Origin of the sequence: Neobacillus mesonae (assembly GCF_001636315.1) — a bacterium.
GTDB classification, from domain to species: domain Bacteria; phylum Bacillota; class Bacilli; order Bacillales; family Cytobacillaceae; genus Neobacillus; species Neobacillus mesonae.
Genome location: NZ_KV440949.1, coordinates 2,760,268 through 2,783,021, shown reverse-complemented (window position 1 = coordinate 2,783,021; position 22,754 = coordinate 2,760,268). Strand labels below are relative to the sequence as shown.

At 42.0% G+C, this 22,754-nt stretch carries 29 protein-coding genes; all 29 read right to left on the bottom strand.

The window, feature by feature from the left end; translation table 11 throughout:
* Positions 1-21 precede the first annotated feature (21 nt).
* Positions 22-204 (bottom strand): 50S ribosomal protein L30, encoded by a 183-nt coding sequence (rpmD, locus tag A6749_RS13175; protein WP_066390142.1) that lies wholly within the window; start codon positions 202-204, stop codon positions 22-24.
* Positions 205-218: 14 nt separating this feature from the next.
* On the bottom strand, positions 219-719 hold the full coding sequence (rpsE, locus tag A6749_RS13170) for a 30S ribosomal protein S5 (RefSeq protein ID WP_066390141.1): 501 nt from the start codon (positions 717-719) through the stop codon (positions 219-221).
* A 25-nt stretch (positions 720-744) separates the two neighbouring features.
* Entirely contained in the window at positions 745-1,107 is a 363-nt protein-coding gene (gene rplR, locus A6749_RS13165) for a 50S ribosomal protein L18 (RefSeq protein ID WP_066390139.1), read from the bottom strand.
* A 32-nt stretch (positions 1,108-1,139) separates the two neighbouring features.
* A complete protein-coding gene (rplF, locus tag A6749_RS13160; RefSeq protein ID WP_066390137.1) occupies positions 1,140-1,676 on the bottom strand; it encodes a 50S ribosomal protein L6 in 537 nt (178 codons plus the stop codon).
* Between the two features lie 31 nt (positions 1,677-1,707).
* Complete coding sequence (gene rpsH, locus A6749_RS13155; RefSeq protein WP_066390135.1) at positions 1,708-2,106, bottom strand: 30S ribosomal protein S8; 399 nt, start codon at positions 2,104-2,106, stop codon at positions 1,708-1,710.
* A gap of 30 nt (positions 2,107-2,136) precedes the next feature.
* The gene (gene rpsN / locus A6749_RS13150) at positions 2,137-2,322 is read right to left on the bottom strand and encodes a 30S ribosomal protein S14 (protein ID WP_001085700.1); all 186 of its coding nucleotides are present in this window, start codon (positions 2,320-2,322) and stop codon (positions 2,137-2,139) included.
* Between the two features lie 24 nt (positions 2,323-2,346).
* A complete protein-coding gene (rplE, locus tag A6749_RS13145) occupies positions 2,347-2,886 on the bottom strand; it encodes a 50S ribosomal protein L5 (RefSeq protein WP_066390133.1) in 540 nt (179 codons plus the stop codon).
* Positions 2,887-2,912: 26 nt separating this feature from the next.
* Positions 2,913-3,221 (bottom strand): 50S ribosomal protein L24, encoded by a 309-nt coding sequence (gene rplX / locus A6749_RS13140; RefSeq protein ID WP_066390132.1) that lies wholly within the window; start codon positions 3,219-3,221, stop codon positions 2,913-2,915.
* A gap of 35 nt (positions 3,222-3,256) precedes the next feature.
* On the bottom strand, positions 3,257-3,625 hold the full coding sequence (rplN, locus tag A6749_RS13135) for a 50S ribosomal protein L14 (RefSeq protein WP_066390130.1): 369 nt from the start codon (positions 3,623-3,625) through the stop codon (positions 3,257-3,259).
* Between the two features lie 40 nt (positions 3,626-3,665).
* On the bottom strand, positions 3,666-3,929 hold the full coding sequence (gene rpsQ / locus A6749_RS13130) for a 30S ribosomal protein S17 (RefSeq protein WP_066390123.1): 264 nt from the start codon (positions 3,927-3,929) through the stop codon (positions 3,666-3,668).
* Between the two features lie 25 nt (positions 3,930-3,954).
* Positions 3,955-4,155: a 50S ribosomal protein L29 gene (rpmC, locus tag A6749_RS13125; protein WP_066390121.1), complete on the bottom strand. Its 201-nt coding sequence runs from the start codon at positions 4,153-4,155 to the stop codon at positions 3,955-3,957.
* A complete protein-coding gene (gene rplP, locus A6749_RS13120; RefSeq protein ID WP_066390119.1) occupies positions 4,145-4,579 on the bottom strand; it encodes a 50S ribosomal protein L16 in 435 nt (144 codons plus the stop codon). The genes rpmC and rplP overlap by 11 nt, the downstream gene beginning before the upstream one ends.
* A 1-nt stretch (position 4,580) precedes the next feature.
* A complete protein-coding gene (gene rpsC / locus A6749_RS13115) occupies positions 4,581-5,237 on the bottom strand; it encodes a 30S ribosomal protein S3 (RefSeq protein WP_066390117.1) in 657 nt (218 codons plus the stop codon).
* A 3-nt stretch (positions 5,238-5,240) separates the two neighbouring features.
* Positions 5,241-5,582, bottom strand: coding sequence for a 50S ribosomal protein L22 (rplV, locus tag A6749_RS13110; RefSeq protein ID WP_066390114.1), 342 nt, complete (start codon positions 5,580-5,582; stop codon positions 5,241-5,243).
* Positions 5,583-5,599: 17 nt separating this feature from the next.
* Positions 5,600-5,878, bottom strand: coding sequence for a 30S ribosomal protein S19 (gene rpsS, locus A6749_RS13105; protein ID WP_066390113.1), 279 nt, complete (start codon positions 5,876-5,878; stop codon positions 5,600-5,602).
* 60 nt (positions 5,879-5,938) lie between these two features.
* On the bottom strand, positions 5,939-6,769 hold the full coding sequence (gene rplB / locus A6749_RS13100; RefSeq protein ID WP_066390109.1) for a 50S ribosomal protein L2: 831 nt from the start codon (positions 6,767-6,769) through the stop codon (positions 5,939-5,941).
* A gap of 28 nt (positions 6,770-6,797) precedes the next feature.
* Positions 6,798-7,082, bottom strand: coding sequence for a 50S ribosomal protein L23 (gene rplW / locus A6749_RS13095; protein WP_066390103.1), 285 nt, complete (start codon positions 7,080-7,082; stop codon positions 6,798-6,800).
* A complete protein-coding gene (rplD, locus tag A6749_RS13090) occupies positions 7,082-7,705 on the bottom strand; it encodes a 50S ribosomal protein L4 (RefSeq protein ID WP_066390098.1) in 624 nt (207 codons plus the stop codon). Before rplD ends, rplW begins: the two co-directional genes overlap by 1 nt.
* 28 nt (positions 7,706-7,733) lie before the next feature.
* Positions 7,734-8,360, bottom strand: a complete 627-nt coding sequence (rplC, locus tag A6749_RS13085; protein ID WP_066390096.1) for a 50S ribosomal protein L3 — start codon at positions 8,358-8,360, stop codon at positions 7,734-7,736.
* A 39-nt stretch (positions 8,361-8,399) separates the two neighbouring features.
* Complete coding sequence (gene rpsJ, locus A6749_RS13080) at positions 8,400-8,708, bottom strand: 30S ribosomal protein S10 (protein WP_007085291.1); 309 nt, start codon at positions 8,706-8,708, stop codon at positions 8,400-8,402.
* Positions 8,709-9,195: 487 nt separating this feature from the next.
* Positions 9,196-10,383 (bottom strand): elongation factor Tu, encoded by a 1,188-nt coding sequence (tuf, locus tag A6749_RS13075; RefSeq protein ID WP_066390095.1) that lies wholly within the window; start codon positions 10,381-10,383, stop codon positions 9,196-9,198.
* Between the two features lie 134 nt (positions 10,384-10,517).
* Entirely contained in the window at positions 10,518-12,599 is a 2,082-nt protein-coding gene (gene fusA, locus A6749_RS13070; protein WP_066390093.1) for an elongation factor G, read from the bottom strand.
* Between the two features lie 48 nt (positions 12,600-12,647).
* Positions 12,648-13,118, bottom strand: a complete 471-nt coding sequence (gene rpsG / locus A6749_RS13065; RefSeq protein ID WP_066390091.1) for a 30S ribosomal protein S7 — start codon at positions 13,116-13,118, stop codon at positions 12,648-12,650.
* Between the two features lie 39 nt (positions 13,119-13,157).
* Positions 13,158-13,580, bottom strand: a complete 423-nt coding sequence (rpsL, locus tag A6749_RS13060) for a 30S ribosomal protein S12 (RefSeq protein WP_066321257.1) — start codon at positions 13,578-13,580, stop codon at positions 13,158-13,160.
* 103 nt (positions 13,581-13,683) lie between these two features.
* Positions 13,684-13,932 (bottom strand): 50S ribosomal protein L7ae-like protein, encoded by a 249-nt coding sequence (locus A6749_RS13055; RefSeq protein WP_066390089.1) that lies wholly within the window; start codon positions 13,930-13,932, stop codon positions 13,684-13,686.
* 139 nt (positions 13,933-14,071) lie between these two features.
* Positions 14,072-17,671 carry a DNA-directed RNA polymerase subunit beta' gene (gene rpoC / locus A6749_RS13050; RefSeq protein ID WP_066390087.1) on the bottom strand — a complete coding sequence of 1,200 codons (3,600 nt, stop codon included), beginning with the start codon at positions 17,669-17,671 and terminating at the stop codon, positions 14,072-14,074.
* Positions 17,672-17,830: 159 nt separating this feature from the next.
* The gene (gene rpoB / locus A6749_RS13045; protein WP_066390081.1) at positions 17,831-21,391 is read right to left on the bottom strand and encodes a DNA-directed RNA polymerase subunit beta; all 3,561 of its coding nucleotides are present in this window, start codon (positions 21,389-21,391) and stop codon (positions 17,831-17,833) included.
* A gap of 249 nt (positions 21,392-21,640) precedes the next feature.
* The gene (locus A6749_RS13040; RefSeq protein ID WP_066390074.1) at positions 21,641-22,246 is read right to left on the bottom strand and encodes a class I SAM-dependent methyltransferase; all 606 of its coding nucleotides are present in this window, start codon (positions 22,244-22,246) and stop codon (positions 21,641-21,643) included.
* Positions 22,247-22,341: 95 nt separating this feature from the next.
* On the bottom strand, positions 22,342-22,704 hold the full coding sequence (gene rplL, locus A6749_RS13035; protein ID WP_066390072.1) for a 50S ribosomal protein L7/L12: 363 nt from the start codon (positions 22,702-22,704) through the stop codon (positions 22,342-22,344).
* Positions 22,705-22,754: the final 50 nt, after the last annotated feature.

Here is a 22,754-nt window from a genome sequence, read left to right as displayed (position 1 = left end):
CTTATGAAAAACAACAATTTATTACTGTTCTTTAACTGTTACAAGGTGAGCAACTTTATTGATCATACCACGAATGGCTGCATTATCTTGTTGCTCAACTGTTTGATTTAATTTTCGTAAGCCTAGAGCTTCAACTGTTTTGCGTTGGTCCTCTGGACGTCCAATAACGCTTTTGCTGAGGGTAATTACAAGTTTATTTGCCATTTGATTTCCCCCCCTTATCCTAACAGTTCTTCTACTGATTTACCACGTAATTTTGCTACGTCTTCAGCACGTTTTAATTGTGTTAAGCCTTCAACGGTTGCACGAATGACGTTAATTGGAGTATTTGTTCCAAGAGATTTTGAAAGGATATCCTGAATTCCAGATAATTCAAGAACCGCACGGACTGGTCCACCTGCGATAACTCCTGTACCTTCTGCAGCAGGTTTAAGCAGGATTTCACCAGCACCAAAACGTCCAATTACTTCGTGAGGAACAGTCGTTCCAACCATAGGTACTTCAATAAGATTTTTCTTGGCATCTTCAATTGCCTTACGAATTGCATCAGGTACTTCTTGGGCTTTACCGGTACCGAAACCGACATGGCCATTTCTGTCGCCAACTACAACAAGTGCAGTGAAACGGAAACGACGACCACCTTTTACAACCTTTGCAACACGGTTAACCGTAACTACGCGTTCTTCTAGTTCAAGCTTGTTTGGATCAATTCGACGCATGTTTCTTTAGTCCCTCCTTTGTCTATTAAAATTGTAGGCCATTTTCACGAGCAGCATCAGCTAATGCTTGAATACGTCCATGGTATAGGTATCCTCCACGATCAAAGACAATAGAAGTAATACCTTTTTCCACCGCACGCTTCGCAACTAATTCGCCAACCGCTTTAGCTGCATCAAGATTGCTTGAAGACTCAAGGTTCAGTTCTTTATCTAGTGTAGAAGCACTTGCTAAAGTAACTCCTAATACGTCATCGATTAATTGAGCATAAATATGCTTATTTGAACGAAACACATTTAGACGTGGACGAGCAGAAGTTCCGCTAAGTTTCGCACGAACACGAGCGTGTCTTTTCCGGCGAACAGCGTTTTTATCTTGCTTCGTAATCATTTACGTCACTCCTTTCGTTTACCTATGCGGCATTACTTACCTGTTTTACCTTCTTTGCGACGAACAAATTCGCCTTCGTAACGGATCCCTTTGCCTTTATACGGCTCTGGAGGACGAACTTGACGAATGTTAGCTGCTAATGCACCAACACGTTCTTTGTCAGTACCTTTTACAGAAATCTTCGTATTTGCAGGCACTTCGATTTCAATGCCTTCTTCTGCTTCAATCTCAACCGGGTGAGAATAACCAACATTCAATACAAGCTTCTTGCCTTGCTTTTGAGCGCGGTATCCAACCCCGATTAATTCTAAATTTTTCTCAAATCCTTTAGAAACACCTTCGACCATATTCGCTAAGAGCGCACGAGTAGTACCGTGTAATGTACGGTGTTCTTTCGAATCAGAAGGACGAGTTACTGTAACTACATTTTCTTCTACGTTAATAGTGATATCCGGATTAAAAGAGCGAGAAAGTTCGCCTTTCGGTCCTTTAACGGTAACAGCATGGTTATTAACTGTAACTGTTACACCTGTTGGAATTTCAATAGGTTTTTTTCCTACGCGAGACATTTAGTGCACCTCCATTCATTCAAAACTCTTCTTACCAAACGTAAGCTAATACTTCGCCGCCGATTTGTTTCGCACGAGCTTCTTTATCCGTTACAACACCGGTTGATGTGGATACTAAAGCAATACCAAGACCATTTAGGACACGTGGTACCTCATTTGATTTTGCATAAACACGTAAGCCAGGCTTACTTATGCGCTTTAAGCCAGTTATAACACGTTCGTTATTAGTACCGTATTTTAAGAAGATACGGATAATACCTTGTTTATTGTCATCGATAAATTCAACATCACGTACGAAACCTTCACGCTTTAGAATTTCAGCGATTTCTTTTTTGATATTAGAAGCAGGCACTTCTAATTTTTCGTGACGTACCATATTCGCATTACGAATACGAGTAAGCATATCAGCAATAGGATCTGTCATGACCATTAATTTTACCTCCTTCCACAAACTCTAGTTTTACCAGCTTGCTTTTTTAACACCCGGAATTTGTCCTTTGTATGCTAATTCACGGAAACAAATACGGCAAAGCTTAAATTTGCGATATACAGAGTGTGGACGTCCGCAGCGTTCGCAGCGTGTATACTCTTGTACCTTGAATTTAGGCGTGCGTTTTTGTTTCGCAATCATTGACTTTTTAGCCACGTTTTCGCCTCCCTTATTTAGCGATTACTTTTGGAATGGCATTCCAATTTGAGTTAAGAGCTCACGAGCTTCTTCATCAGTATTAGCGGTTGTTACGATAACGATATCCATACCACGAACCTTGCTTACTTTATCGTAATCAATTTCAGGGAAGATTAGTTGTTCTTTAATACCTAATGTATAGTTGCCGCGACCATCGAAAGATTTTTTAGAAACTCCACGGAAGTCACGTACACGAGGTAAAGAAACAGAAACTAATTTATCCAAGAATTGGTACATGCGTTCGCCGCGTAGTGTAACTTTTGCGCCTATAGGCATGCCCTCACGCAGACGGAAACCAGCGATTGATTTCTTTGCGCGTGTTACAACAGGTTTTTGACCTGTGATAATTGCAAGCTCTTCTACTGCATTGTCAAGTGCCTTTGCATTTTGAACTGCGTCACCAACACCCATATTGATAACGATCTTTTCGATCTTAGGTACTTGCATAACTGATTTATAATTAAACTTGCTCACAAGAGCTGGAGTAATTTCGTTAACAAATTTATCTTTTAGGCGGTTCATTTTGTGTACCTCCCTTCTTCTTTAAACTATTTATCTAGAACTTCACCGGATTTTGCTACGCGTACTTTCTTGCCATCAACCGTTTTATAACCTACACGAGTCGGGTTACCAGATTTAGGATCGATAGGCATTACGTTTGATACATGAATTGGTGCCTCAAAGCTGAAGATTCCGCCTTGTGGATTCGCTTGAGAAGGTTTTGAATGTTTTTTCACGATGTTAACACCTTCTACTAAAACGCGGTTGTCTTTTGGAAAAGCAGATAGGACTACACCTGTCTTGCCTTTATCCTTACCAGAGATGACTCTGACTTTATCACCCTTTTTCACATGCATCTGTAAGCACCTCCTTAAAGGCAATTTAATTTATATTATAGAACTTCTGGAGCTAAGGAAATAATTTTCATAAAGTTGTTGTCGCGAAGTTCGCGGGCAACTGGTCCGAAAATACGAGTACCACGAGGGCTCTTATCATCTTTGATAACAACACATGCGTTTTCATCAAAAGTAATGTAAGAACCATCTGGACGGCGAACACCGCTTTTAGTACGAACTACAACAGCTTTAACAACGTCGCCTTTTTTAACAACGCCACCAGGTGTTGCTTGTTTTACTGTACAAACGATGATATCACCAATGTTAGCAGTTTTGCGGCCAGAGCCACCAAGAACTTTAATGGTAAGTACTTCACGAGCACCGGAGTTGTCAGCAACTTTTAAACGTGATTCTTGTTGAATCATGTGTGTAACCTCCCTTCGGAAATAGTGCTTATCCGAACAATTAAATAATAACTGCTTTTTCTACTAGTTCAACTAGACGGAAGCGCTTTGTAGCTGAAAGTGGGCGAGTTTCCATGATACGTACGATGTCGCCAACCTTTGCTTGGTTTTGCTCATCATGAGCTTTAAACTTTTTAGAGTACTTAACGCGTTTACCGTATAGTGGATGCTTTTTGTATGTTTCGACAAGAACAGTAACAGTCTTATCCATTTTGTCGGAAACAACGCGTCCTGTGTAAACTTTGCGTTGGTTACGTTCACTCATTTATGTGAACCTCCTCTCATAGTTTTTACTTATTAAAGCCGATTTCTCTTTCACGAACAATAGTCTTCAGGCGAGCAATCGCTTTACGTACTTCACGAATGCGAGCAGTATTTTCAAGTTGTCCTGTCGCCAATTGAAAGCGAAGATTAAAAAGCTCTTCTTTTAAGGATTTAACTTTTTGTTCAATTTCAGCAGTGGTTAGGTCACGAATTTCATTAGCTTTCATTTGATTCACCACCAATTTCTTCACGTTTTACAAACTTACATTTAACTGGAAGTTTGTGTGATGCTAGACGAAGAGCTTCACGTGCGATTTCTTCAGAAACGCCCGCAATTTCAAACATAATTTTTCCAGGCTTAACAACAGCAACCCAGCCCTCAGGAGCACCTTTACCGGAACCCATTCGAACTTCTAGAGGCTTAGCAGTGTAAGGCTTATGCGGGAAAATTTTGATCCAAACTTTACCGCCACGTTTCATGTAACGAGTCATCGCAATACGGGCAGCTTCGATTTGGCGGTTTGTGATCCATGAAGCTTCTGTTGCTTGAAGACCATATTCTCCAAATGTTACTTCAGTACCACCTTTTGCGTTACCACGCATTTTACCACGATGTTGACGACGGAATTTTACGCGTTTTGGCAATAACATATTATTTGCCTCCTTCCTCAGTTTTCTTCTTTGTAGGAAGGACCTCTCCACGATAGATCCATACTTTTACACCAAGCTTACCATAAGTAGTGTCCGCTTCAGCTGTAGCATAGTCGATATCAGCGCGAAGTGTATGAAGTGGAACTGTTCCTTCGCTATAGTGTTCTGCACGAGCGATATCAGCACCGCCAAGACGTCCAGATACCATTGTTTTAATACCTTTCGCACCTGCACGCATTGCACGCTGGATTGCTTGCTTTTGTGCACGACGGAATGATACACGGTTTTCTAATTGACGTGCAATATTTTCTGCAACTAGTTTTGCATCAATATCTGCTTTTTTAATTTCAAGAATATTGATATGAACACGTTTGCCAGTAAGTTGATTTAAAGCTTTGCGCAGTGCTTCAACTTCTGTACCGCCCTTACCGATAACCATACCAGGCTTAGCAGTATGAACTGTTACGTTCACACGGTTTGCAGCGCGTTCGATTTCTACTTTAGAAACAGAAGCATCTTTTAAACGCTTCGTGATGTATTCACGAACTTTAATGTCTTCGTGTAAAAGTTCAGCAAAGTCTTTGCCTGCGTACCATTTAGATTCCCAATCACGGATGATCCCGATACGCAAACCAACTGGATTTACTTTTTGACCCACAGATTATCCCTCCTTCTTCTCTGATAAAACGATTGTGATGTGGCTAGTGCGTTTGTTAATTTGGCTTGCACGGCCCATTGCGCGAGGACGGAAACGTTTCAATGTTGGTCCTTCATCTACAAATGCTTGAGCAACTACCAAATTATTAACGTCCATTTCGTAATTATGCTCAGCATTGGCCATAGCAGATTTTAATACTTTTTCCACTATTGGAGAAACAGCCTTCGGAGTAAGTTTCAAAATGGCTACCGCTTCACCAACTTGCTTTCCTCGGATTAAATCAACGACTAAACGTGCTTTACGAGGAGCAATACGAACTGTTCTTGCAACAGCTTTAGCTTGCATTAGGATGCCCTCCTCTCTTAACGTCTTGTTTTCTTATCATCAGCGGCGTGACCTCTGTAAGCACGAGTTGGAGCGAATTCTCCAAGCTTGTGTCCTACCATGTCTTCCGTAACATATACAGGCACATGTTTACGGCCATCGTAAACGGCGATCGTGTGACCGATAAATTGTGGGAAGATCGTTGAACGGCGAGACCAAGTTTTAATAACTTGCTTCTTCTCCGATTCATTTAACTTTTCGACCTTAACCATTAAATGATCATCAACAAATGGTCCTTTTTTTAAGCTGCGACCCATGAATGAACCTCCCTTCGTGATTGTTCTACGGCCCTCAGCTGGAACCGTAGTTCAATCCCGTTATTTTTTGCGACGACGAATAATAAGTTTATCTGACTTGTTTTTCTTCTTACGAGTTTTATAACCAAGAGTTGGTTTACCCCAAGGAGTCATTGGTGATTTACGTCCGATTGGTGAACGGCCTTCACCACCACCATGCGGGTGATCGTTAGGGTTCATAACAGATCCACGAACAGTTGGGCGCTTGCCTAACCAGCGTGAACGACCTGCTTTACCAATGTGAACAAGTTCGTGCTGCTCGTTGCCTACTTGACCGACAGTCGCGCGGCATTCAGCTAAAATCATGCGAACTTCACCAGAAGTTAAACGTACAAGTACATATTTACCTTCTTTACCAAGTACTTGAGCACTTGTTCCTGCTGAACGAACTAATTGTCCGCCTTTACCTGGTTTTAATTCAATGTTGTGTACAACTGTACCAACTGGAATGTTTGCTAGTGGAAGTGCATTACCCACTTTAATGTCTGCCTCTGGGCCAGCCATTACTTCCATTCCTACTTGTAAATTTTTTGGAGCTAAGATATAACGCTTTTCACCGTCCGCATAATTGATTAATGCAATGTTAGCAGAACGATTTGGATCGTATTCGATAGTGGCAACGCGTCCTGGAATGCCATCTTTATTGCGTTTAAAATCGATGATACGATATTGACGCTTATGGCCGCCACCTTGATGACGAACAGTTAACTTACCTTGATTGTTACGGCCGCCTTTTTTGCTTAATGGAGCTAAAAGGCTTTTCTCAGGAGTGCTAGTAGTAATTTCTTCAAAGCTTAATACTGACATTCCACGACGACCATTCGAGGTAGGTTTGTACTTTTTAATCGCCATTTTATTTCCCTCCTCTTCTTGTTAGTTTTTATGATTCGAAGAATTCGATTTCTTTACTATCAGCAGTCAGTTTCACAATTGCTTTACGACGCTTGTTTGTATAACCGCCAAATTTGCCCATACGCTTGAATTTACCTTTGTAGTTCATGATGTTAACTTTCTCAACCTCAACACCGAAGATTTCTTGAACGGCATCTTTAACTTGAGTTTTGTTAGCTTTCACATCTACTTCAAAAGTATATTTCTTTTCAGCCATTAGGTCAGTAGAACGTTCTGTGATAACGGGGCGCTTAATGATATCGCGTGCATCCATTATGCAAGCACCTCCTCTACTTTTTCAACCGCTGCTTTAGTCATGATTAGCTTCTCATGATTTACAACATCTAGTACGTTGATTCCATCAGCTGTTACGACTGTGACACCTGGGATGTTACGAGCAGATAATGCTACATTTTCATCTAGGTCAGCTGTAACGATTAATGCTTTTTTCTCAACAGAAAGACCGTTTAAAACAGCTTTGAAATCTTTTGTTTTTGGAGCTTCGAACGCTAAGCTTTCTAATACTAAGATGTTTTCTTCTACTACTTTAGAAGATAATGCTGATTTGATCGCTAAGCGACGAACCTTTTTAGGTAATTTATAGCTATAGCTGCGTGGTTGAGGACCGAATACTGTACCACCGCCGCGCCATTGTGGCGAACGGATTGACCCTTGACGTGCACGGCCAGTTCCTTTTTGGCGCCATGGTTTACGACCACCGCCTGCAACTTCTGAACGGTTTTTAACTTTATGGGTACCTTGACGTAAAGAAGCTCTTTGCATCACAATAGCTTCAAATAATACGTGTTGGTTAGGTTCGATACCAAAAACAGATTCATTTAACTCGATATCGCCGACTTGTGAACCGTTTTGGTTAAATAATGTTACTTTTGGCATTCTTTGTTCCTCCTTTCTTATGATATCGTTATGCCTTTACCGCACCTTTGATTTTTAGTAAAGCTTTTTTTGCGCCTGGTACGTTACCTTTGATTAAAAGTAAGTTGCGCTCAGTATCTACCTTAACGATCTCAAGGTTTTGAACAGTTACTTGTTCTCCGCCCATGCGTCCTGGTAATAATTTACCTTTGAATACACGGTTTGGAGCAACTGGTCCCATTGAACCAGGACGACGATGGTAGCGAGAACCGTGAGCCATTGGGCCGCGAGATTGTCCGTGGCGCTTGATTGAGCCTTGGAAACCTTTACCCTTTGAGATTCCTGTTACATCTACTAAATCGCCTGTAGCGAAAATATCAACTTTGACTTCTTGACCAACTTCATAGCCTGCTAAGTCGTCTCCGCGGAATTCGCGAATGAAGCGCTTAGGAGCAGTATTTGCTTTGCTAGCGTGTCCCTTTTCCGGTTTGTTAGCCAGCTTTTCACGCTTATCTTCAAAACCTAATTGAATGGCTTCATATCCATCATTTTCAACAGATTTCTTTTGAAGAACAACGTTTGGAGCTATTTCAACTACAGTTACAGGAATTAAGTTACCGTTCTCTGCAAATACTTGAGTCATACCAATCTTTCTTCCTAAGATTCCTTTGGTCATTTCAGTCACACCTCCTAATTTTTTTCACATTTATTTTGATTAAAGTTTGATTTCAATATCTACACCAGACGGTAAGTCTAAACGCATTAATGCATCAACTGTTTGTGGAGTTGGGTTCACAATGTCGATTAGACGCTTATGTGTCCGCATCTCAAATTGTTCACGAGAATCTTTATACTTGTGTACCGCACGCAGGATAGTGTAAACAGATTTTTCAGTTGGAAGCGGGATCGGACCTGATACTGCTGCACCTGAACGCTTTGCTGTTTCAACAATCTTTTCAGCGGATTGATCAAGGATTCTGTGATCATATGCTTTTAAGCGGATACGTATTTTTTGTTTTGCCATTATTTTCCCTCCTTTATTCGCCTATTTTTAAAATAGACATTCTCCGTGAGAATTTCCCTAACACAGCGCCATGGCAAAGCGGCCGGGTGTGTCAGCAACCTCTCACATCATCGCAGTCAAAGACCAACATTGTTTATTATACATAAAAGATAAAGCAAACGCAACAATTATTACGATTATTTTTCTCTCCATGTCCTGAACACTTTTTTAATTATAGCCGCTGAAATTTTGATTTTCAATACATATCAGTAATATCCAACAATCTACCAATTTAACCACCGCTATTTTTCTTTCTATATATATAGAAGGAACTTGAATTTATATAAGAGAAGGCGGTGTGAACAGAGCCTGGCTTCGCTTCATTTATTGTACAAAACTATATATTATTCACTTAACAATTACATTCAGATCCGCTTTTGCGACGCTCCGCCCTTTGTCCACGCAAAAAAACAGCTGGATCGTCACCCAGCTGCTTTTTTTATACTAATTATTGAGCGATAGTTGTGATTGAACCTGACCCAACTGTACGTCCGCCCTCACGGATAGAGAACTTAGTACCTTCTTCGATCGCAACTGGAGCGATTAGCTCAACAGTCATTTCGATGTGGTCGCCAGGCATTACCATTTCAGTACCTTCTGGTAAAGTGATGATACCAGTGATATCAGAAGTACGGAAATAGAATTGTGGACGATAGTTTGAGAAGAATGGAGTATGACGTCCACCTTCTTCTTTAGATAATACGTAAACTTGTGCTTTGAATTTTGAGTGTGGAGTGATTGATTTTGGTTTAGCCAAAACTTGTCCACGTTCAATTTCTTCACGTGCTACACCACGAAGAAGAGCACCGATGTTGTCGCCAGCTTCTGCGAAGTCAAGAAGCTTACGGAACATTTCTACACCTGTTACAGTAGTAGATTTTGGTTCTTCAGTGAAACCTACGATTTCAATTACGTCACCAACTTTAACTTGTCCGCGTTCTACACGTCCAGTAGCAACTGTACCACGACCAGTGATTGAGAATACGTCCTCAACTGGCATCATGAATGGCTTGTCAGTATCACGAGTTGGAGTTGGAATGTACTCATCAACAGCGTTCATAAGCTCGAGGATTTTTTCTTCCCATTGAGCTTCGCCTTCTAATGCTTTAAGAGCAGAACCTTTGATAACAGGAATGTCATCGCCAGGGAAGTCGTATTCAGAAAGAAGGTCACGAACTTCCATTTCTACTAATTCAAGTAATTCTTCGTCGTCGACCATGTCACACTTGTTCATGAATACAACAAGGTATGGCACGCCTACCTGACGAGAAAGAAGGATGTGCTCACGAGTTTGTGGCATTGGGCCGTCAGCAGCTGATACTACAAGAATACCGCCGTCCATTTGAGCAGCACCAGTGATCATGTTTTTAACATAGTCAGCGTGTCCTGGGCAGTCAACGTGTGCATAGTGACGTGCGTCAGTTTCATACTCAACGTGAGAAGTAGAGATTGTGATTCCACGCTCTTTTTCTTCTGGAGCACCATCGATTTGATCGTAACCGCGTGCTTCTGCTTTACCTGACTTTGCAAGTACAGAAGTGATTGCAGCTGTTAAAGTAGTTTTACCATGGTCAACGTGTCCAATTGTACCAATGTTAACGTGAGGCTTAGAGCGGTCGAATTTAGCTTTTGCCATTTTGGAAAATCCTCCTTTGGATTGTAAAATTTAAGTATATTTTTAAGCGGAAACTGCTACGTTAGGCAGTGCCCAGTAATAACAGTTTCCATTCTTACATAAGTAGTTATACTTGAAATAAAGGTGAAAATCAATTATTCACCTTTATTTTTTTTGATAATTTCTTCAGAGATTGATTTTGGAACCTCTTCGTAGTGATCAAAGTGCATAGAGAATACTCCACGGCCTTGTGTGCTGGAACGAAGAGCAGTTGCATATCCGAACATTTCTGAAAGTGGAACCATTGCACGAACAACTTGAGCGTTACCACGTGCTTCCATACCTTCAACACGTCCGCGGCGTGCTGTAACCTGTCCCATAATATCTCCAAGATATTCATCTGGAATAACAACTTCAACTCTCATAACTGGTTCTAATATAACTGGTTGACATTTTGAAGCAGCATTTTTAAGTGCTAATGAAGCAGCAATTTTAAACGCCATTTCAGATGAGTCAACGTCATGGTATGAACCATCAAAAAGTCTTGCTTTGATATCTACTAACGGATAGCCTGCAAGTACGCCTCTTTCAAGAGAATCTTTCAGACCAGCCTCAACTGCCGGGATGTATTCACGAGGAACAACACCACCAACAATGCCGTTTTCAAATTCAAAGCCTTTACCTTCTTCGTTTGGTGAGAATTCAATCCAAACGTGTCCGTATTGTCCGCGTCCACCAGACTGACGAGCAAACTTACCTTCAACTTGTGCAGAAGCACGGAATGTTTCACGGTAAGCAACCTGTGGTGCACCGACATTAGCTTCAACTTTAAATTCACGACGCATACGGTCAACGATGATATCAAGGTGAAGTTCACCCATACCAGCGATGATTACTTGTCCAGTTTCCTGGTCAGTGTGTGCACGGAAAGTTGGATCTTCTTCTTGAAGCTTTTGAAGTGCAGTCGTCATTTTGTCTTGGTCTGCTTTTGACTTCGGCTCAACAGAAAGTTGAATTACTGGCTCAGGGAATTGCATAGACTCTAAGATAACAAGGTTTTTGTCATCACAAAGTGTGTCACCAGTAGTTGTATCTTTTAAACCTACAGCAGCAGCAATGTCACCGGAATGAACAATAGAAATTTCCTGACGGCTGTTTGCGTGCATTTGAAGGATTCGTCCGATACGCTCCCGCTTTCCTTTAGTAGAGTTTTGAACATAAGATCCAGACTCTAATGTACCAGAGTATACACGGAAGAACGTTAATTTACCAACATAAGGGTCAGTCATTACTTTAAATGCAAGAGCTGCGAATGGCTCTTCATCACTTGAATGACGTTCAATGATTTCTTCCTCTGAACCAGGTACATGCCCTTTGATAGCAGGTACATCTAATGGAGATGGAAGATAATCGATTACAGCGTCAAGCATTGGCTGAACACCTTTGTTTTTGAATGCTGAACCACAGACAACCGGATAGAATTCAACGTTTACTGTACCTTTACGAATCGCTGCTTTTAGCTCTTCTTTAGTGATTTCTTCACCGCCAAGGTACTTCTCCATTAATTCTTCATCAAGTTCTGCAACAGCTTCGACTAACTTTTCACGCCATTCCTCAGCTTGAGCTCTATACTCTTCTGGAATTTCAACTTCTTGAACATCAGTTCCTAAGTCATTACCGTAGATACGCGCAGTCATTTCGATCAGGTCAATAATGCCTGTAAACTGATCTTCAGCACCGATAGGCAGCTGAATTGGGTGAGCGTTAGCCTGCAGACGGTCATGTAAAGTTTTTACAGAGTATAAGAAGTCTGCGCCGATTTTGTCCATCTTGTTGACGAACACTACGCGAGGTACACCATAGGTAGTAGCCTGGCGCCAAACAGTTTCTGTTTGTGGTTCAACCCCTGATTGTGCATCAAGAACGGCTACTGCGCCATCTAGGACACGAAGGGAACGTTCAACTTCTACAGTGAAGTCTACGTGTCCTGGAGTGTCGATAATGTTAACGCGGTGGTTATTCCATTGTGCTGTTGTTGCAGCAGATGTGATGGTGATTCCGCGTTCTTGTTCTTGCTCCATCCAGTCCATCTGAGAAGCACCTTCATGTGTTTCACCGATTTTATGAATTTTACCGGTATAATAAAGGATACGCTCAGTAGTCGTTGTCTTACCGGCGTCGATGTGTGCCATGATGCCAATATTACGAGTCTTTTCTAAGGAGAACTCTCTTGCCATTGGGTCTTTCTCCTTCCTAGTATGAAAGTTTTTGTATTGAAGGTAAAATTACCAACGATAGTGAGCAAATGCTTTATTTGCTTCAGCCATTTTGTGTGTATCTTCACGCTTCTTAACAGATGCACCAGTGTTGTTTGCTGCATCCATGATTTCATTAGCCAGACGCTCTTCCATCGTCTTTTCTCCACGAAGACGAGCGTAGTTAACTAACCAACGAAGCCCAAGAGTTGAGCGACGGTCAGGACGCACCTCAACTGGTACTTGGTAGTTTGCACCACCTACACGGCGTGCTCTAACTTCAAGTACAGGCATAATGTTTTTCATTGCTGCTTCGAACACTTCCATTGGCTCTTTGCCAGTGCGTTCGCGGATAGTATCAAATGCTGAGTAAAGAATTTCTTGTGATTTACCCCTTTTACCGTCAATCATCATTTTGTTGATCAGACGAGTAACTAATTTTGAATTATAAATCGGATCTGGTAACACGTCTCTTTTTGCTACAGGACCTTTACGTGGCATATTTCTTCCTCCTTTCAAAGAAGCTTCTATTTTGTATGATTATTTCTTAGCTGCTTTTGGTCTCTTAGTACCATATTTAGAACGTCCTTGCATACGGTTGTTAACACCCGCAGTATCAAGCGCTCCACGAACGATGTGATAACGTACCCCTGGTAAGTCTTTTACACGTCCGCCACGGATCAGAACAACACTGTGTTCTTGAAGGTTGTGGCCGATCCCAGGAATGTATGCAGTCACTTCAATACCATTTGTCAAACGTACACGAGCATATTTACGTAACGCTGAGTTTGGTTTCTTTGGTGTCATCGTACCAACACGAGTACAAACCCCGCGTTTTTGTGGTGATGATACGTTTGTTTGAGATTTTTTGAAGCTGTTATAACCTTTGTTTAGCGCTGGAGATTTTGACTTCTCAGCCGTTGATTGACGAGGCTTGCGCACTAATTGGTTAATTGTAGGCATGTGTATTTCCTCCCTTCATTATTGTTAAGTCCACACATCCAGGTGGTTCATTTTTTTGCAAAAACAAAGTTTTTGCAGATTGCTCGATCTACAAAAACAGTTTTTAACGGATAATTGCAACAGCTGCCGCACCAACTTGAATTCTGCATGCTTTCCCAAGTTTTTTCATTGAGTCCGCATAATGAATTGGAACATTTCGTTCTTTGGCTTCGTTTATTACCTGTGCCGTTACCTTACGGTCAGCATCAACGGCAACGATCAGCTCTAGAACTGTTCCTTCATGTAGTGCTTTCACTGCTTGTTTTGTTCCTATAATGAACTTCTTCGCCTGCAATACTTTTTCATAAGACATAATGGATATCCTCCAAAGTATCAGGTGTATAGGAGCACCTTTGATATATTACCATCTTTAAAAATAGATGTCAACAAAACTTTCATTTATTGTGTCTTAAAATACGGTACTTGCTATTAAGCAAGTACCGTAAAATTATTTAGTCAACTGTGATTGGCTCTTCAGAAGTTGTATCACGAAGCACTGGTTCAGCCTTACGGTAGCGCTGCATTCCAGTACCAGCTGGTACAAGTTTACCGATGATAACATTTTCTTTCAAGCCGAGCAATTCATCACGCTTGCCTTTAATAGCGGCATCAGTAAGAACTCTTGTGGTTTCTTGGAATGATGCTGCTGATAAGAATGAATCAGTTTCAAGTGAAGCTTTGGTAATACCAAGCAATACAGGACGTCCGGTTGCCGGTAATTTACCTTCTAATAACGCCTTTTCATTGGCATCGGTAAATTGGTGAATATCTAGAAGTGTTCCTGGAAGCACATCTGTCTCACCTGCATCGCTTACGCGGATTTTACGGAGCATTTGCCGCACCATAACCTCTACGTGCTTATCGCCGATTTCAACCCCTTGCATACGGTAAACCTTTTGTACTTCACGAAGCAAGTATTCCTGAACAGAAATAACATCCTTCACTTTGATTAATTCTTTCGGATCGATAGAACCTTCCGTTAATTCCTGCCCTGGTTCCACATTGTCACCAACTGCGACCTTTAAGCGTGCAGTATAAGGCGCATTGTAAGTGCGGGATTCTACTTCACCTTGAATCACGATTTCATGCTGGCGGTCGCGTCCTTCGTTAATTCCGACAACAACACCGCCAATTTCAGAAATGACTGCTTGCCCTTTTGGATTACGCGCCTCGAAAATTTCCTGAATACGAGGTAAACCTTGGGTAATATCGTCCCCTGCTACACCGCCGGTATGGAATGTACGCATGGTTAACTGTGTACCTGGTTCCCCGATCGATTGCGCAGCGATGATACCGACTGCCTCACCGACTTCAACCTCTTGTCCGGTAGCCAAGTTACGGCCATAACATTTTTTACATACGCCATGGCGGGTATTACATGTAAAGGCTGAACGAATTTTTACCTCTTCAATACCTGCGTCAACAATAATTTGCGCGATATCCTCGGTAATCAGTTCATTCTCACGCACAAGAATTTCTTTTGTCTCCGGATGCTTGATTGTAATACGTGCATAACGGCCAATTAAACGTTCGTCAAGAGCCTCGATGATTTCAGTGCCATCCTTTAACGCCTGAATTGAGAAGCCGCGGTCAGTTCCACAATCGTCTTCACGGACAATAACATCCTGCGCAACATCAACAAGACGACGAGTTAAGTAACCAGAGTCAGCTGTCTTAAGAGCCGTATCGGCAAGACCTTTACGCGCACCGTGTGTAGAAATAAAGTACTCCAATACTGTTAATCCTTCGCGGAAACTTGATTTAATTGGAAGCTCAATGATACGGCCGGCTGGGTTCGCCATCAAACCGCGCATACCTGCAAGCTGTGTAAAGTTAGATGCGTTACCACGGGCTCCAGAATCACTCATCATAAAGATTGGGTTTGTTTTAACCAAGGACTTCATCAATTTACCCTGAATCGTATCCTTTGCCTGGCTCCAAATGGAAATAACTCGGTCATAGCGTTCATCCTCGGTAATTAGACCGCGTCTAAACTGCTTTTGTACGTTATCCACTTTGCCCTGAGCTTCATGAAGAATCTGCTCTTTTTCACCGAGAACGACAATGTCAGCTACCCCGACAGTAATACCAGCTTTAGTGGAATATTTAAAGCCAAGGTCCTTCATGCGGTCAAGCATTTTCGATGTTTCGGTAATTTTGAAACGCTTGAATACTTCCGCAATGATGTTTCCAAGGACTTTCTTTTTAAATGGATCAACCAATGGCATACTCTTAATTTTAGCCTTAACATCTTCACCTTTTTCAACAAAATACTTCTCAGGTGTTTTTTCCTCAAGATTCCCCTTAGTAGGTTCATTGAGGTAAGGGAAAGATTTTGGAAGAATTTCATTGAAAATAAGTTTCCCTACTGTTGTAACGAGCAGCTTATTATTCTGTTCTTCCGTAAATGTTTCATTCTTTAAAGATCCTGCATGTACGGCTACGCGGGTATGGAAATGTACAAAGCCATTTTGATAGGCAAGAATAGCTTCGTCAGTATCCTTAAAGACCATCCCTTCACCGACAGCGCCTTCCCGTTCAAGGGTAAGGTAATAGTTACCTAATACCATGTCTTGAGACGGTGTAACAACCGGCTTACCATCTTTAGGGTTCAGGATGTTTTGCGCCGCAAGCATTAATAACCGTGCTTCGGCCTGTGCCTCAGCTGACAGCGGTACGTGAACAGCCATTTGGTCGCCATCGAAGTCCGCATTGTAGGCTGTACATACGAGCGGGTGAAGACGAATTGCCCGTCCTTCAACAAGTGTCGGTTCAAATGCCTGGATCCCCAATCTATGCAATGTAGGGGCGCGGTTTAACAGAACCGGATGTTCTTTAATAACATCTTCGAGCACATCCCAGACATCTGGAGATACTCTTTCGATTTTGCGCTTAGCAGATTTGATATTATGGGCTAATCCTTTTTCAACAAGCTCTTTCATAACAAATGGCTTGAATAATTCAAGTGCCATTTCCTTCGGTAAACCACATTGATACATTTGCAAGTATGGGCCAACAACGATAACCGAACGGCCTGAGTAGTCAACCCGTTTACCAAGTAAGTTTTGACGGAAACGTCCTTGCTTACCTTTTAACATATGAGAAAGTGACTTTAATGGACGGTTGCCTGGTCCTGTAACCGGACGGCCGCGGCGGCCATTATCGATTAACGCGTCAACTGCTTCTTGCAGCATCCGCTTTTCGTTTTGCACAATAATGCTTGGTGCCCCTAAGTCCAATAAACGCTTTAAGCGGTTGTTACGATTAATAACACGGCGGTATAGATCGTTTAGGTCGGAAGTTGCAAATCTTCCCCCATCGAGCTGCACCATTGGACGAAGCTCCGGCGGAATAACCGGCAGTACATCAAGTACCATCCAAGACGGTTCATTTCCCGAATTACGGAATGCTTCTAACACTTCAAGGCGTTTAATCGCACGTGTACGACGCTGACCTTGAGCAGTTTTCAATTCTTCTTTTAAAATATCTACCTCTTTATCTAAATCGATATCGGAAAGCAGACGTTTAATTGCTTCCGCACCCATGGAAGCTTGGAATTTGTTACCGTATTTTTCGCGATAGGCGCGATATTCTTTCTCAGATAATAGCTGCTTCCTTTCGAGAGCAGTATCACCAGCTTCCGTGACCACATAGGAAGCAAAATAAATTACTTCTTCTAGTGCCCTAGGGGACATATCTAGAACAAGCCCCATCCGGCTTGGGATTCCTTTAAAATACCAAATATGTGAAACAGGTGCAGCTAATTCAATATGGCCCATACGTTCACGACGTACTTTTGCACGTGTTACTTCAACACCGCATCGGTCACACACAACACCTTTATAACGTACACGCTTGTATTTACCACAGTGACATTCCCAATCCTTTGTTGGACCAAAGATTCTTTCACAGAATAATCCGTCCTTCTCAGGCTTTAGCGTACGATAGTTAATGGTTTCTGGCTTTTTGACCTCACCAAAAGACCATGAGCGGATCTTATCCGGTGAAGCAAGACCAATTTTCATATACTCAAAATTATTAACGTCAAGCATAGGGCCTATCCTCCCTTTTGATTGAAGAAATCGGATGATTTACCGGTTCTTCTGACATCTAGCCTCTGACAGTTGAAAAACGCCGCAGCGTTCAGGGCTTAGCCCCTGATGTTAAAAACTCGAAGCGCACGATCGGGCGCCGTGCGCTCGGGTTAATTTTTATTCTTTAGTGCCAACCTTTTCAGATTCCATGCTTGGAGCATCAGGAGCAATGTTTAAGGTATCGACTTGCTGTAAGTCGTCCTCATCCTCCATATCCCGCATTTCAATTTCTTCTTCGTCGCCGGAAAGAATCTTAACATCCATACCAAGGCTTTGAAGTTCTTTTATTAATACTTTAAATGACTCTGGAACGCCCGGTTCTGGAACATTCTCACCTTTTACAATGGCTTCATATGTTTTCACACGGCCGACCACGTCATCTGATTTAACTGTTAAAATTTCTTGCAGCGTATAGGCTGCACCGTAAGCTTCAAGAGCCCAAACCTCCATCTCACCAAAACGCTGACCGCCAAATTGCGCTTTACCACCAAGCGGCTGCTGCGTAACAAGTGAGTAAGGTCCTGTTGAACGGGCATGCAATTTATCGTCTACCATGTGTGCCAGCTTGATCATGTACATGACACCGACAGATACACGGTTATCGAATGGTTCACCCGAACGGCCATCATAAAGAATGGTCTTTGCATCACGAGCCATGCCTGCTTCTTCAATCGTTGCCCACACATCATCCTCAGTGGCACCGTCAAATACCGGTGTTGCAACATGAATGCCTAATTGTCTTGCAGCCATTCCCAAGTGAAGCTCAAGCACCTGTCCGATGTTCATCCGTGATGGTACACCTAATGGGTTTAACATGATATCAACAGGTGTTCCGTCCGGCATGAACGGCATATCTTCTTCAGGTAAAATTCTAGAGATAACCCCTTTATTACCGTGTCGACCAGCCATCTTATCGCCTTGGTGAATCTTACGTTTTTGAACAATATACACGCGGACAAGCTGGTTTACACCCGGAGGCAGCTCATCGCCGTCTTCGCGGTTAAATACCTTAACATCATGGACAATTCCTTCTCCGCCATGCGGTACACGAAGTGATGTATCACGTACTTCACGTGCTTTTTCACCAAAGATGGCATGAAGAAGTCTTTCTTCCGCTGTAAGTTCTGTAACTCCTTTTGGCGTTACTTTACCAACGAGCAGGTCGCCGTCTTTTACTTCGGCACCGATACGAATAATTCCGCGCTCATCTAAATTCCTTAAGGCATCTTCGCCGACGTTTGGAATATCACGCGTGATTTCTTCCGGTCCAAGCTTCGTATCACGTGATTCAGATTCATATTCTTCAATATGAATAGAAGTGTACACATCATCTTTCACAAGGCGTTCGCTCATGATGATGGCATCTTCATAGTTGTAACCATCCCATGTCATAAAGGCAACAAGAACATTTCGGCCAAGGGCTAATTCCCCTTGTTCCATTGAAGGACCGTCAGCAAGGATTTCACCTTTTACCACATGGTCGCCAACCTTAACAATTGGACGCTGGTTATAACATGTTCCTTGGTTAGAGCGGACAAATTTCAGCATCCGGTATTTATCCAGATCCCCTTTAACCTCTTGCCCATCAACCTCTTTAACACGGCGAACCCAAACTTCACGGGCCTCTACATGCTCGACGATACCTTCATGCTTACAAATAACTGCCGCACCAGAGTCCTTACCGGATACATATTCCATACCAGTACCAACTCTTGGAGCCTCCGGCTGCATCAAAGGTACAGCCTGACGCTGCATGTTCGCACCCATCAAAGCACGGTTGGAGTCGTCGTTTTCAAGGAACGGAATACAAGCAGTTGCTGCTGATACAACCTGCTTAGGTGATACGTCCATGTAGTCAATCCGCTCGCGTTTTACGGCAGTGTTCTCACCGCGGAAACGAGCCACTACTTCCTCATCAAGGAAGGAGCCGTCTTCACCAAGACGTGAGTTTGCTTGGGCAACTACATAGTTATCCTCTTCATCAGCTGTCAGATAGTCAATCCGATTTGTTACTTTTCCTGTATCAGGGTCAACGCGGCGGTAAGGCGTTTCAATAAAACCAAAACGATTCACCTTCGCATAAGTTGATAATGAGTTAATAAGACCAATGTTCGGACCTTCCGGTGTCTCAATCGGACACATCCGACCATAGTGGGAATAGTGAACGTCACGCACTTCCATCCCTGCGCGTTCACGAGTTAAACCACCTGGTCCAAGCGCAGATAAACGGCGCTTATGAGTTAATTCGGCAAGCGGGTTCGTCTGATCCATGAATTGTGACAACTGTGAGCTTCCGAAAAACTCTTTAATCGACGCAATAACCGGACGGATATTAATCAACTGCTGCGGTGTAATCGTTGCCGTGTCTTGAATTGACATTCTTTCACGTACAACACGCTCCATCCGTGATAATCCAATCCTGAACTGGTTTTGCAGTAGTTCGCCGACAGAACGAAGACGTCTGTTTCCTAAGTGGTCAATATCGTCTGTATCGCCTACTCCATGGAGTAAATCAAAGAAGTAGCTAATTGAAGCAATAATATCTGCCGGAGTAATATTCTTAATTGGTTCTGCCACATAGGCATTACCTAATACATTAATAACCTTTTCATTCTCATCCCCAGGAGCATAGATTTTAATCCCTTGAAGAATAATTTCATCTTCAACTACTCCGCCTACAGGATGATAACCCTTAAAGTTAATATTTTTCTCAAGGGCAGGCAGGATTCGATCAAGGTTCCGGCGGTCAAGAATGGTCCCTTTTTCGGCAACAATTTCACCTGTTTCAGGATCAGCCAATGTCTCCGCTAAACGTTGATTGAACAAACGGTTTTTGATATGAAGCTTTTTATTTATTTTATAACGTCCTACATTCGCAAGGTCATAGCGCTTAGGGTCAAAGAACCGAGAAATCAATAAACTTCTCGCATTTTCAACAGTAGGAGGTTCACCAGGACGAAGACGTTCGTAAATTTCAAGTAATGCTTTATCGACACCTTCTGTGTTGTCCTTTTCCAATGTGTTGCGTAAATATTCGTTATCACCGATCAATTCGATGATTTCTTGATCAGAGCCGAACCCTAATGCACGCAAAAGAACCGTAACGGGCAGTTTCCGAGTACGATCAATCCTTACATATACGACATCTTTGGCATCTGTTTCATATTCCAGCCAAGCGCCGCGGTTCGGAATTACCGTTGCTGTAAATCCTTTTTTTCCATTCTTATCGACTTTTCCGCTAAAGTAAACACTTGGTGAACGTACTAACTGAGAAACAATAACACGCTCTGCTCCATTAATAACAAACGTGCCTGTTTCCGTCATAAGTGGAAAATCACCCATGAATACATCTTGATCTTTCACTTCACCTGTTTCTTTGTTCACAAGACGTACTTTTACACGCAATGGAGCAGAATATGTAACGTCCCGTTCTTTTGATTCTTCAACAGAATACTTTGGATCGCCAAGACTGTAATCAATAAATTCTAGTGATAGGTTACCAGTAAAGTCCTCAATCGGTGAAATATCCTGGAACATTTCACGTAATCCCTCATCAAGAAACCACTGATATGAAGAGGTTTGGATTTCGATTAGATTTGGTAATTCTAAAACCTCACTGATTCGTGCGTAACTTCTTCGTTGGCGGTGTCGTCCATACTGAACTAGTTGACCTGTCAACTGATTCACCCCTCAAATCAAGCGTTATTTAAAAAATCTATATCCTTTGGGAAAAGAGTAACACTCTTTTTCAAAAGACAAAAAGAAAAAGGGTTTTTTACTCAAAAACCACATTTTCACATTTTGACTATTATTTTGTCATCATTTCCTTCTTATCCGTATTTTATACTGAAAAATAAGTATTTATAGGAATAAATCGGAAAATATTATGATGGCATTTTATAATGCTACCACAGCGGTAATTGCAAGTCAACTATTTTTTACTGCCTTCAGAATAAAATAGCCCTTTGCTTTGTCCACTGTTTCGACATGTGAAAAAATAGTCTTTAACTTTTCGATAGCAGATGGTGCACCTTGCTTCTTTTGAATCACTACCCAAAGCTCCCCATTTGGAACAAGCTTCCCAGCACTCTGCTCAAAAATATCATGAACTGTCTTTTTCCCTGCCCGAATCGGCGGATTCGTTAGGATGGCAGAGAAATTATCTCCTTTTACAGACAACAGCCGATCGCTTTCATATATCTCGATATTATTAATCCGATTCAGCGCCGCATTTTCCTTTGCTAACTGAATCGCCCTTTCGTTCACATCGACCATGTGAACCATCCGGTCTGGATTATCCTTTGCAATAGATAATCCAATTGGACCGTAACCACAGCCTACATCAAGCACATAACCTGCCGTTTCGGGCATTACAAAAGATTCAATTAATAAACGCGAGCCAAAATCTACTTCTCTTTTTGAAAAAACCCCATTATCGGTTTTGAAACGAAAAGAATGGCTTCTTAAGGTATAATCCCAATATTTTGGATCACTTTCAACTTTTTGAACCTGAGAATAGTAGTGTTCAGTCACCTGACTCACCCCCTGGGGAGTTGATATATAGAAGATACATGAGGATATAGCCAAAAAAAGCTCGCTTCTTCAGCGAGCTTTTCTCTATGTCTAAATTACTTAACTTCGACGTTAGCTCCAACTTCATCAAGCTTAGCTTTGATTGCTTCAGCATCTTCTTTAGAAACGCCTTCTTTAAGTGGTTTTGGAGTGTTATCAACAAGTTCTTTTGCTTCTTTAAGTCCAAGACCAGTGATTTCACGAACAACTTTGATAACCTTGATTTTTTGGTCGCCAGCGCCAGCTAGGATTACATCAAATTCAGTTTTTTCTTCAGCTGCAGCAGCACCTGCACCACCAACAACTGCTACAGGAGCAGCTGCAGTTACACCGAATTCTTCTTCGATTGCTTTTACAAGATCGTTAAGTTCTAAAACAGTCATATTTTTAACTGCTTCAATGATTTGTTCTTTAGTCATGATTAAGTTTCCTCCTTAATTTTCGTTCGTTTATTTTAAAGTTCAATAAT

What these genes read in the sequence shown, in the direction of transcription:
- rpsJ (WP_007085291.1), bottom strand. Translation starts at nt 8,708, where the DNA reads ATGGCAAAACAAAAAATACGTATCCGCTTAAAAGCATATGATCACAGA.
- rpsS (WP_066390113.1), bottom strand. Translation starts at nt 5,878, where the DNA reads ATGGGTCGCAGCTTAAAAAAAGGACCATTTGTTGATGATCATTTAATG.
- rpmC (WP_066390121.1), bottom strand. Translation starts at nt 4,155, where the DNA reads ATGAAAGCTAATGAAATTCGTGACCTAACCACTGCTGAAATTGAACAA.
- rpsG (WP_066390091.1), bottom strand. Translation starts at nt 13,118, where the DNA reads ATGCCACGTAAAGGTCCTGTAGCAAAAAGAGACGTGTTACCAGATCCG.
- tuf (WP_066390095.1), bottom strand. Translation starts at nt 10,383, where the DNA reads ATGGCAAAAGCTAAATTCGACCGCTCTAAGCCTCACGTTAACATTGGT.
- rplW (WP_066390103.1), bottom strand. Translation starts at nt 7,082, where the DNA reads ATGGATGCACGCGATATCATTAAGCGCCCCGTTATCACAGAACGTTCT.
- rpmD (WP_066390142.1), bottom strand. Translation starts at nt 204, where the DNA reads ATGGCAAATAAACTTGTAATTACCCTCAGCAAAAGCGTTATTGGACGT.
- fusA (WP_066390093.1), bottom strand. Translation starts at nt 12,599, where the DNA reads ATGGCAAGAGAGTTCTCCTTAGAAAAGACTCGTAATATTGGCATCATG.
- rpoC (WP_066390087.1), bottom strand. Translation starts at nt 17,671, where the DNA reads ATGCTTGACGTTAATAATTTTGAGTATATGAAAATTGGTCTTGCTTCA.
- rplD (WP_066390098.1), bottom strand. Translation starts at nt 7,705, where the DNA reads ATGCCAAAAGTAACATTATTTAACCAAAACGGTTCACAAGTCGGCGAT.
- rpsE (WP_066390141.1), bottom strand. Translation starts at nt 719, where the DNA reads ATGCGTCGAATTGATCCAAACAAGCTTGAACTAGAAGAACGCGTAGTT.
- rplP (WP_066390119.1), bottom strand. Translation starts at nt 4,579, where the DNA reads ATGTTATTGCCAAAACGCGTAAAATTCCGTCGTCAACATCGTGGTAAA.
- rplL (WP_066390072.1), bottom strand. Translation starts at nt 22,704, where the DNA reads ATGACTAAAGAACAAATCATTGAAGCAGTTAAAAATATGACTGTTTTA.
- rplE (WP_066390133.1), bottom strand. Translation starts at nt 2,886, where the DNA reads ATGAACCGCCTAAAAGATAAATTTGTTAACGAAATTACTCCAGCTCTT.
- rplC (WP_066390096.1), bottom strand. Translation starts at nt 8,360, where the DNA reads ATGACCAAAGGAATCTTAGGAAGAAAGATTGGTATGACTCAAGTATTT.
- A6749_RS13055 (WP_066390089.1), bottom strand. Translation starts at nt 13,932, where the DNA reads ATGTCTTATGAAAAAGTATTGCAGGCGAAGAAGTTCATTATAGGAACA.
- rpsQ (WP_066390123.1), bottom strand. Translation starts at nt 3,929, where the DNA reads ATGAGTGAACGTAACCAACGCAAAGTTTACACAGGACGCGTTGTTTCC.
- rplR (WP_066390139.1), bottom strand. Translation starts at nt 1,107, where the DNA reads ATGATTACGAAGCAAGATAAAAACGCTGTTCGCCGGAAAAGACACGCT.
- rplB (WP_066390109.1), bottom strand. Translation starts at nt 6,769, where the DNA reads ATGGCGATTAAAAAGTACAAACCTACCTCGAATGGTCGTCGTGGAATG.
- rplF (WP_066390137.1), bottom strand. Translation starts at nt 1,676, where the DNA reads ATGTCTCGCGTAGGAAAAAAACCTATTGAAATTCCAACAGGTGTAACA.
- rplN (WP_066390130.1), bottom strand. Translation starts at nt 3,625, where the DNA reads ATGATTCAACAAGAATCACGTTTAAAAGTTGCTGACAACTCCGGTGCT.
- rpsL (WP_066321257.1), bottom strand. Translation starts at nt 13,580, where the DNA reads ATGCCTACAATTAACCAATTAGTGCGCAAGCCTCGTCAATCAACGGCT.
- rpsH (WP_066390135.1), bottom strand. Translation starts at nt 2,106, where the DNA reads ATGGTCATGACAGATCCTATTGCTGATATGCTTACTCGTATTCGTAAT.
- rplX (WP_066390132.1), bottom strand. Translation starts at nt 3,221, where the DNA reads ATGCATGTGAAAAAGGGTGATAAAGTCAGAGTCATCTCTGGTAAGGAT.
- rplV (WP_066390114.1), bottom strand. Translation starts at nt 5,582, where the DNA reads ATGCAAGCTAAAGCTGTTGCAAGAACAGTTCGTATTGCTCCTCGTAAA.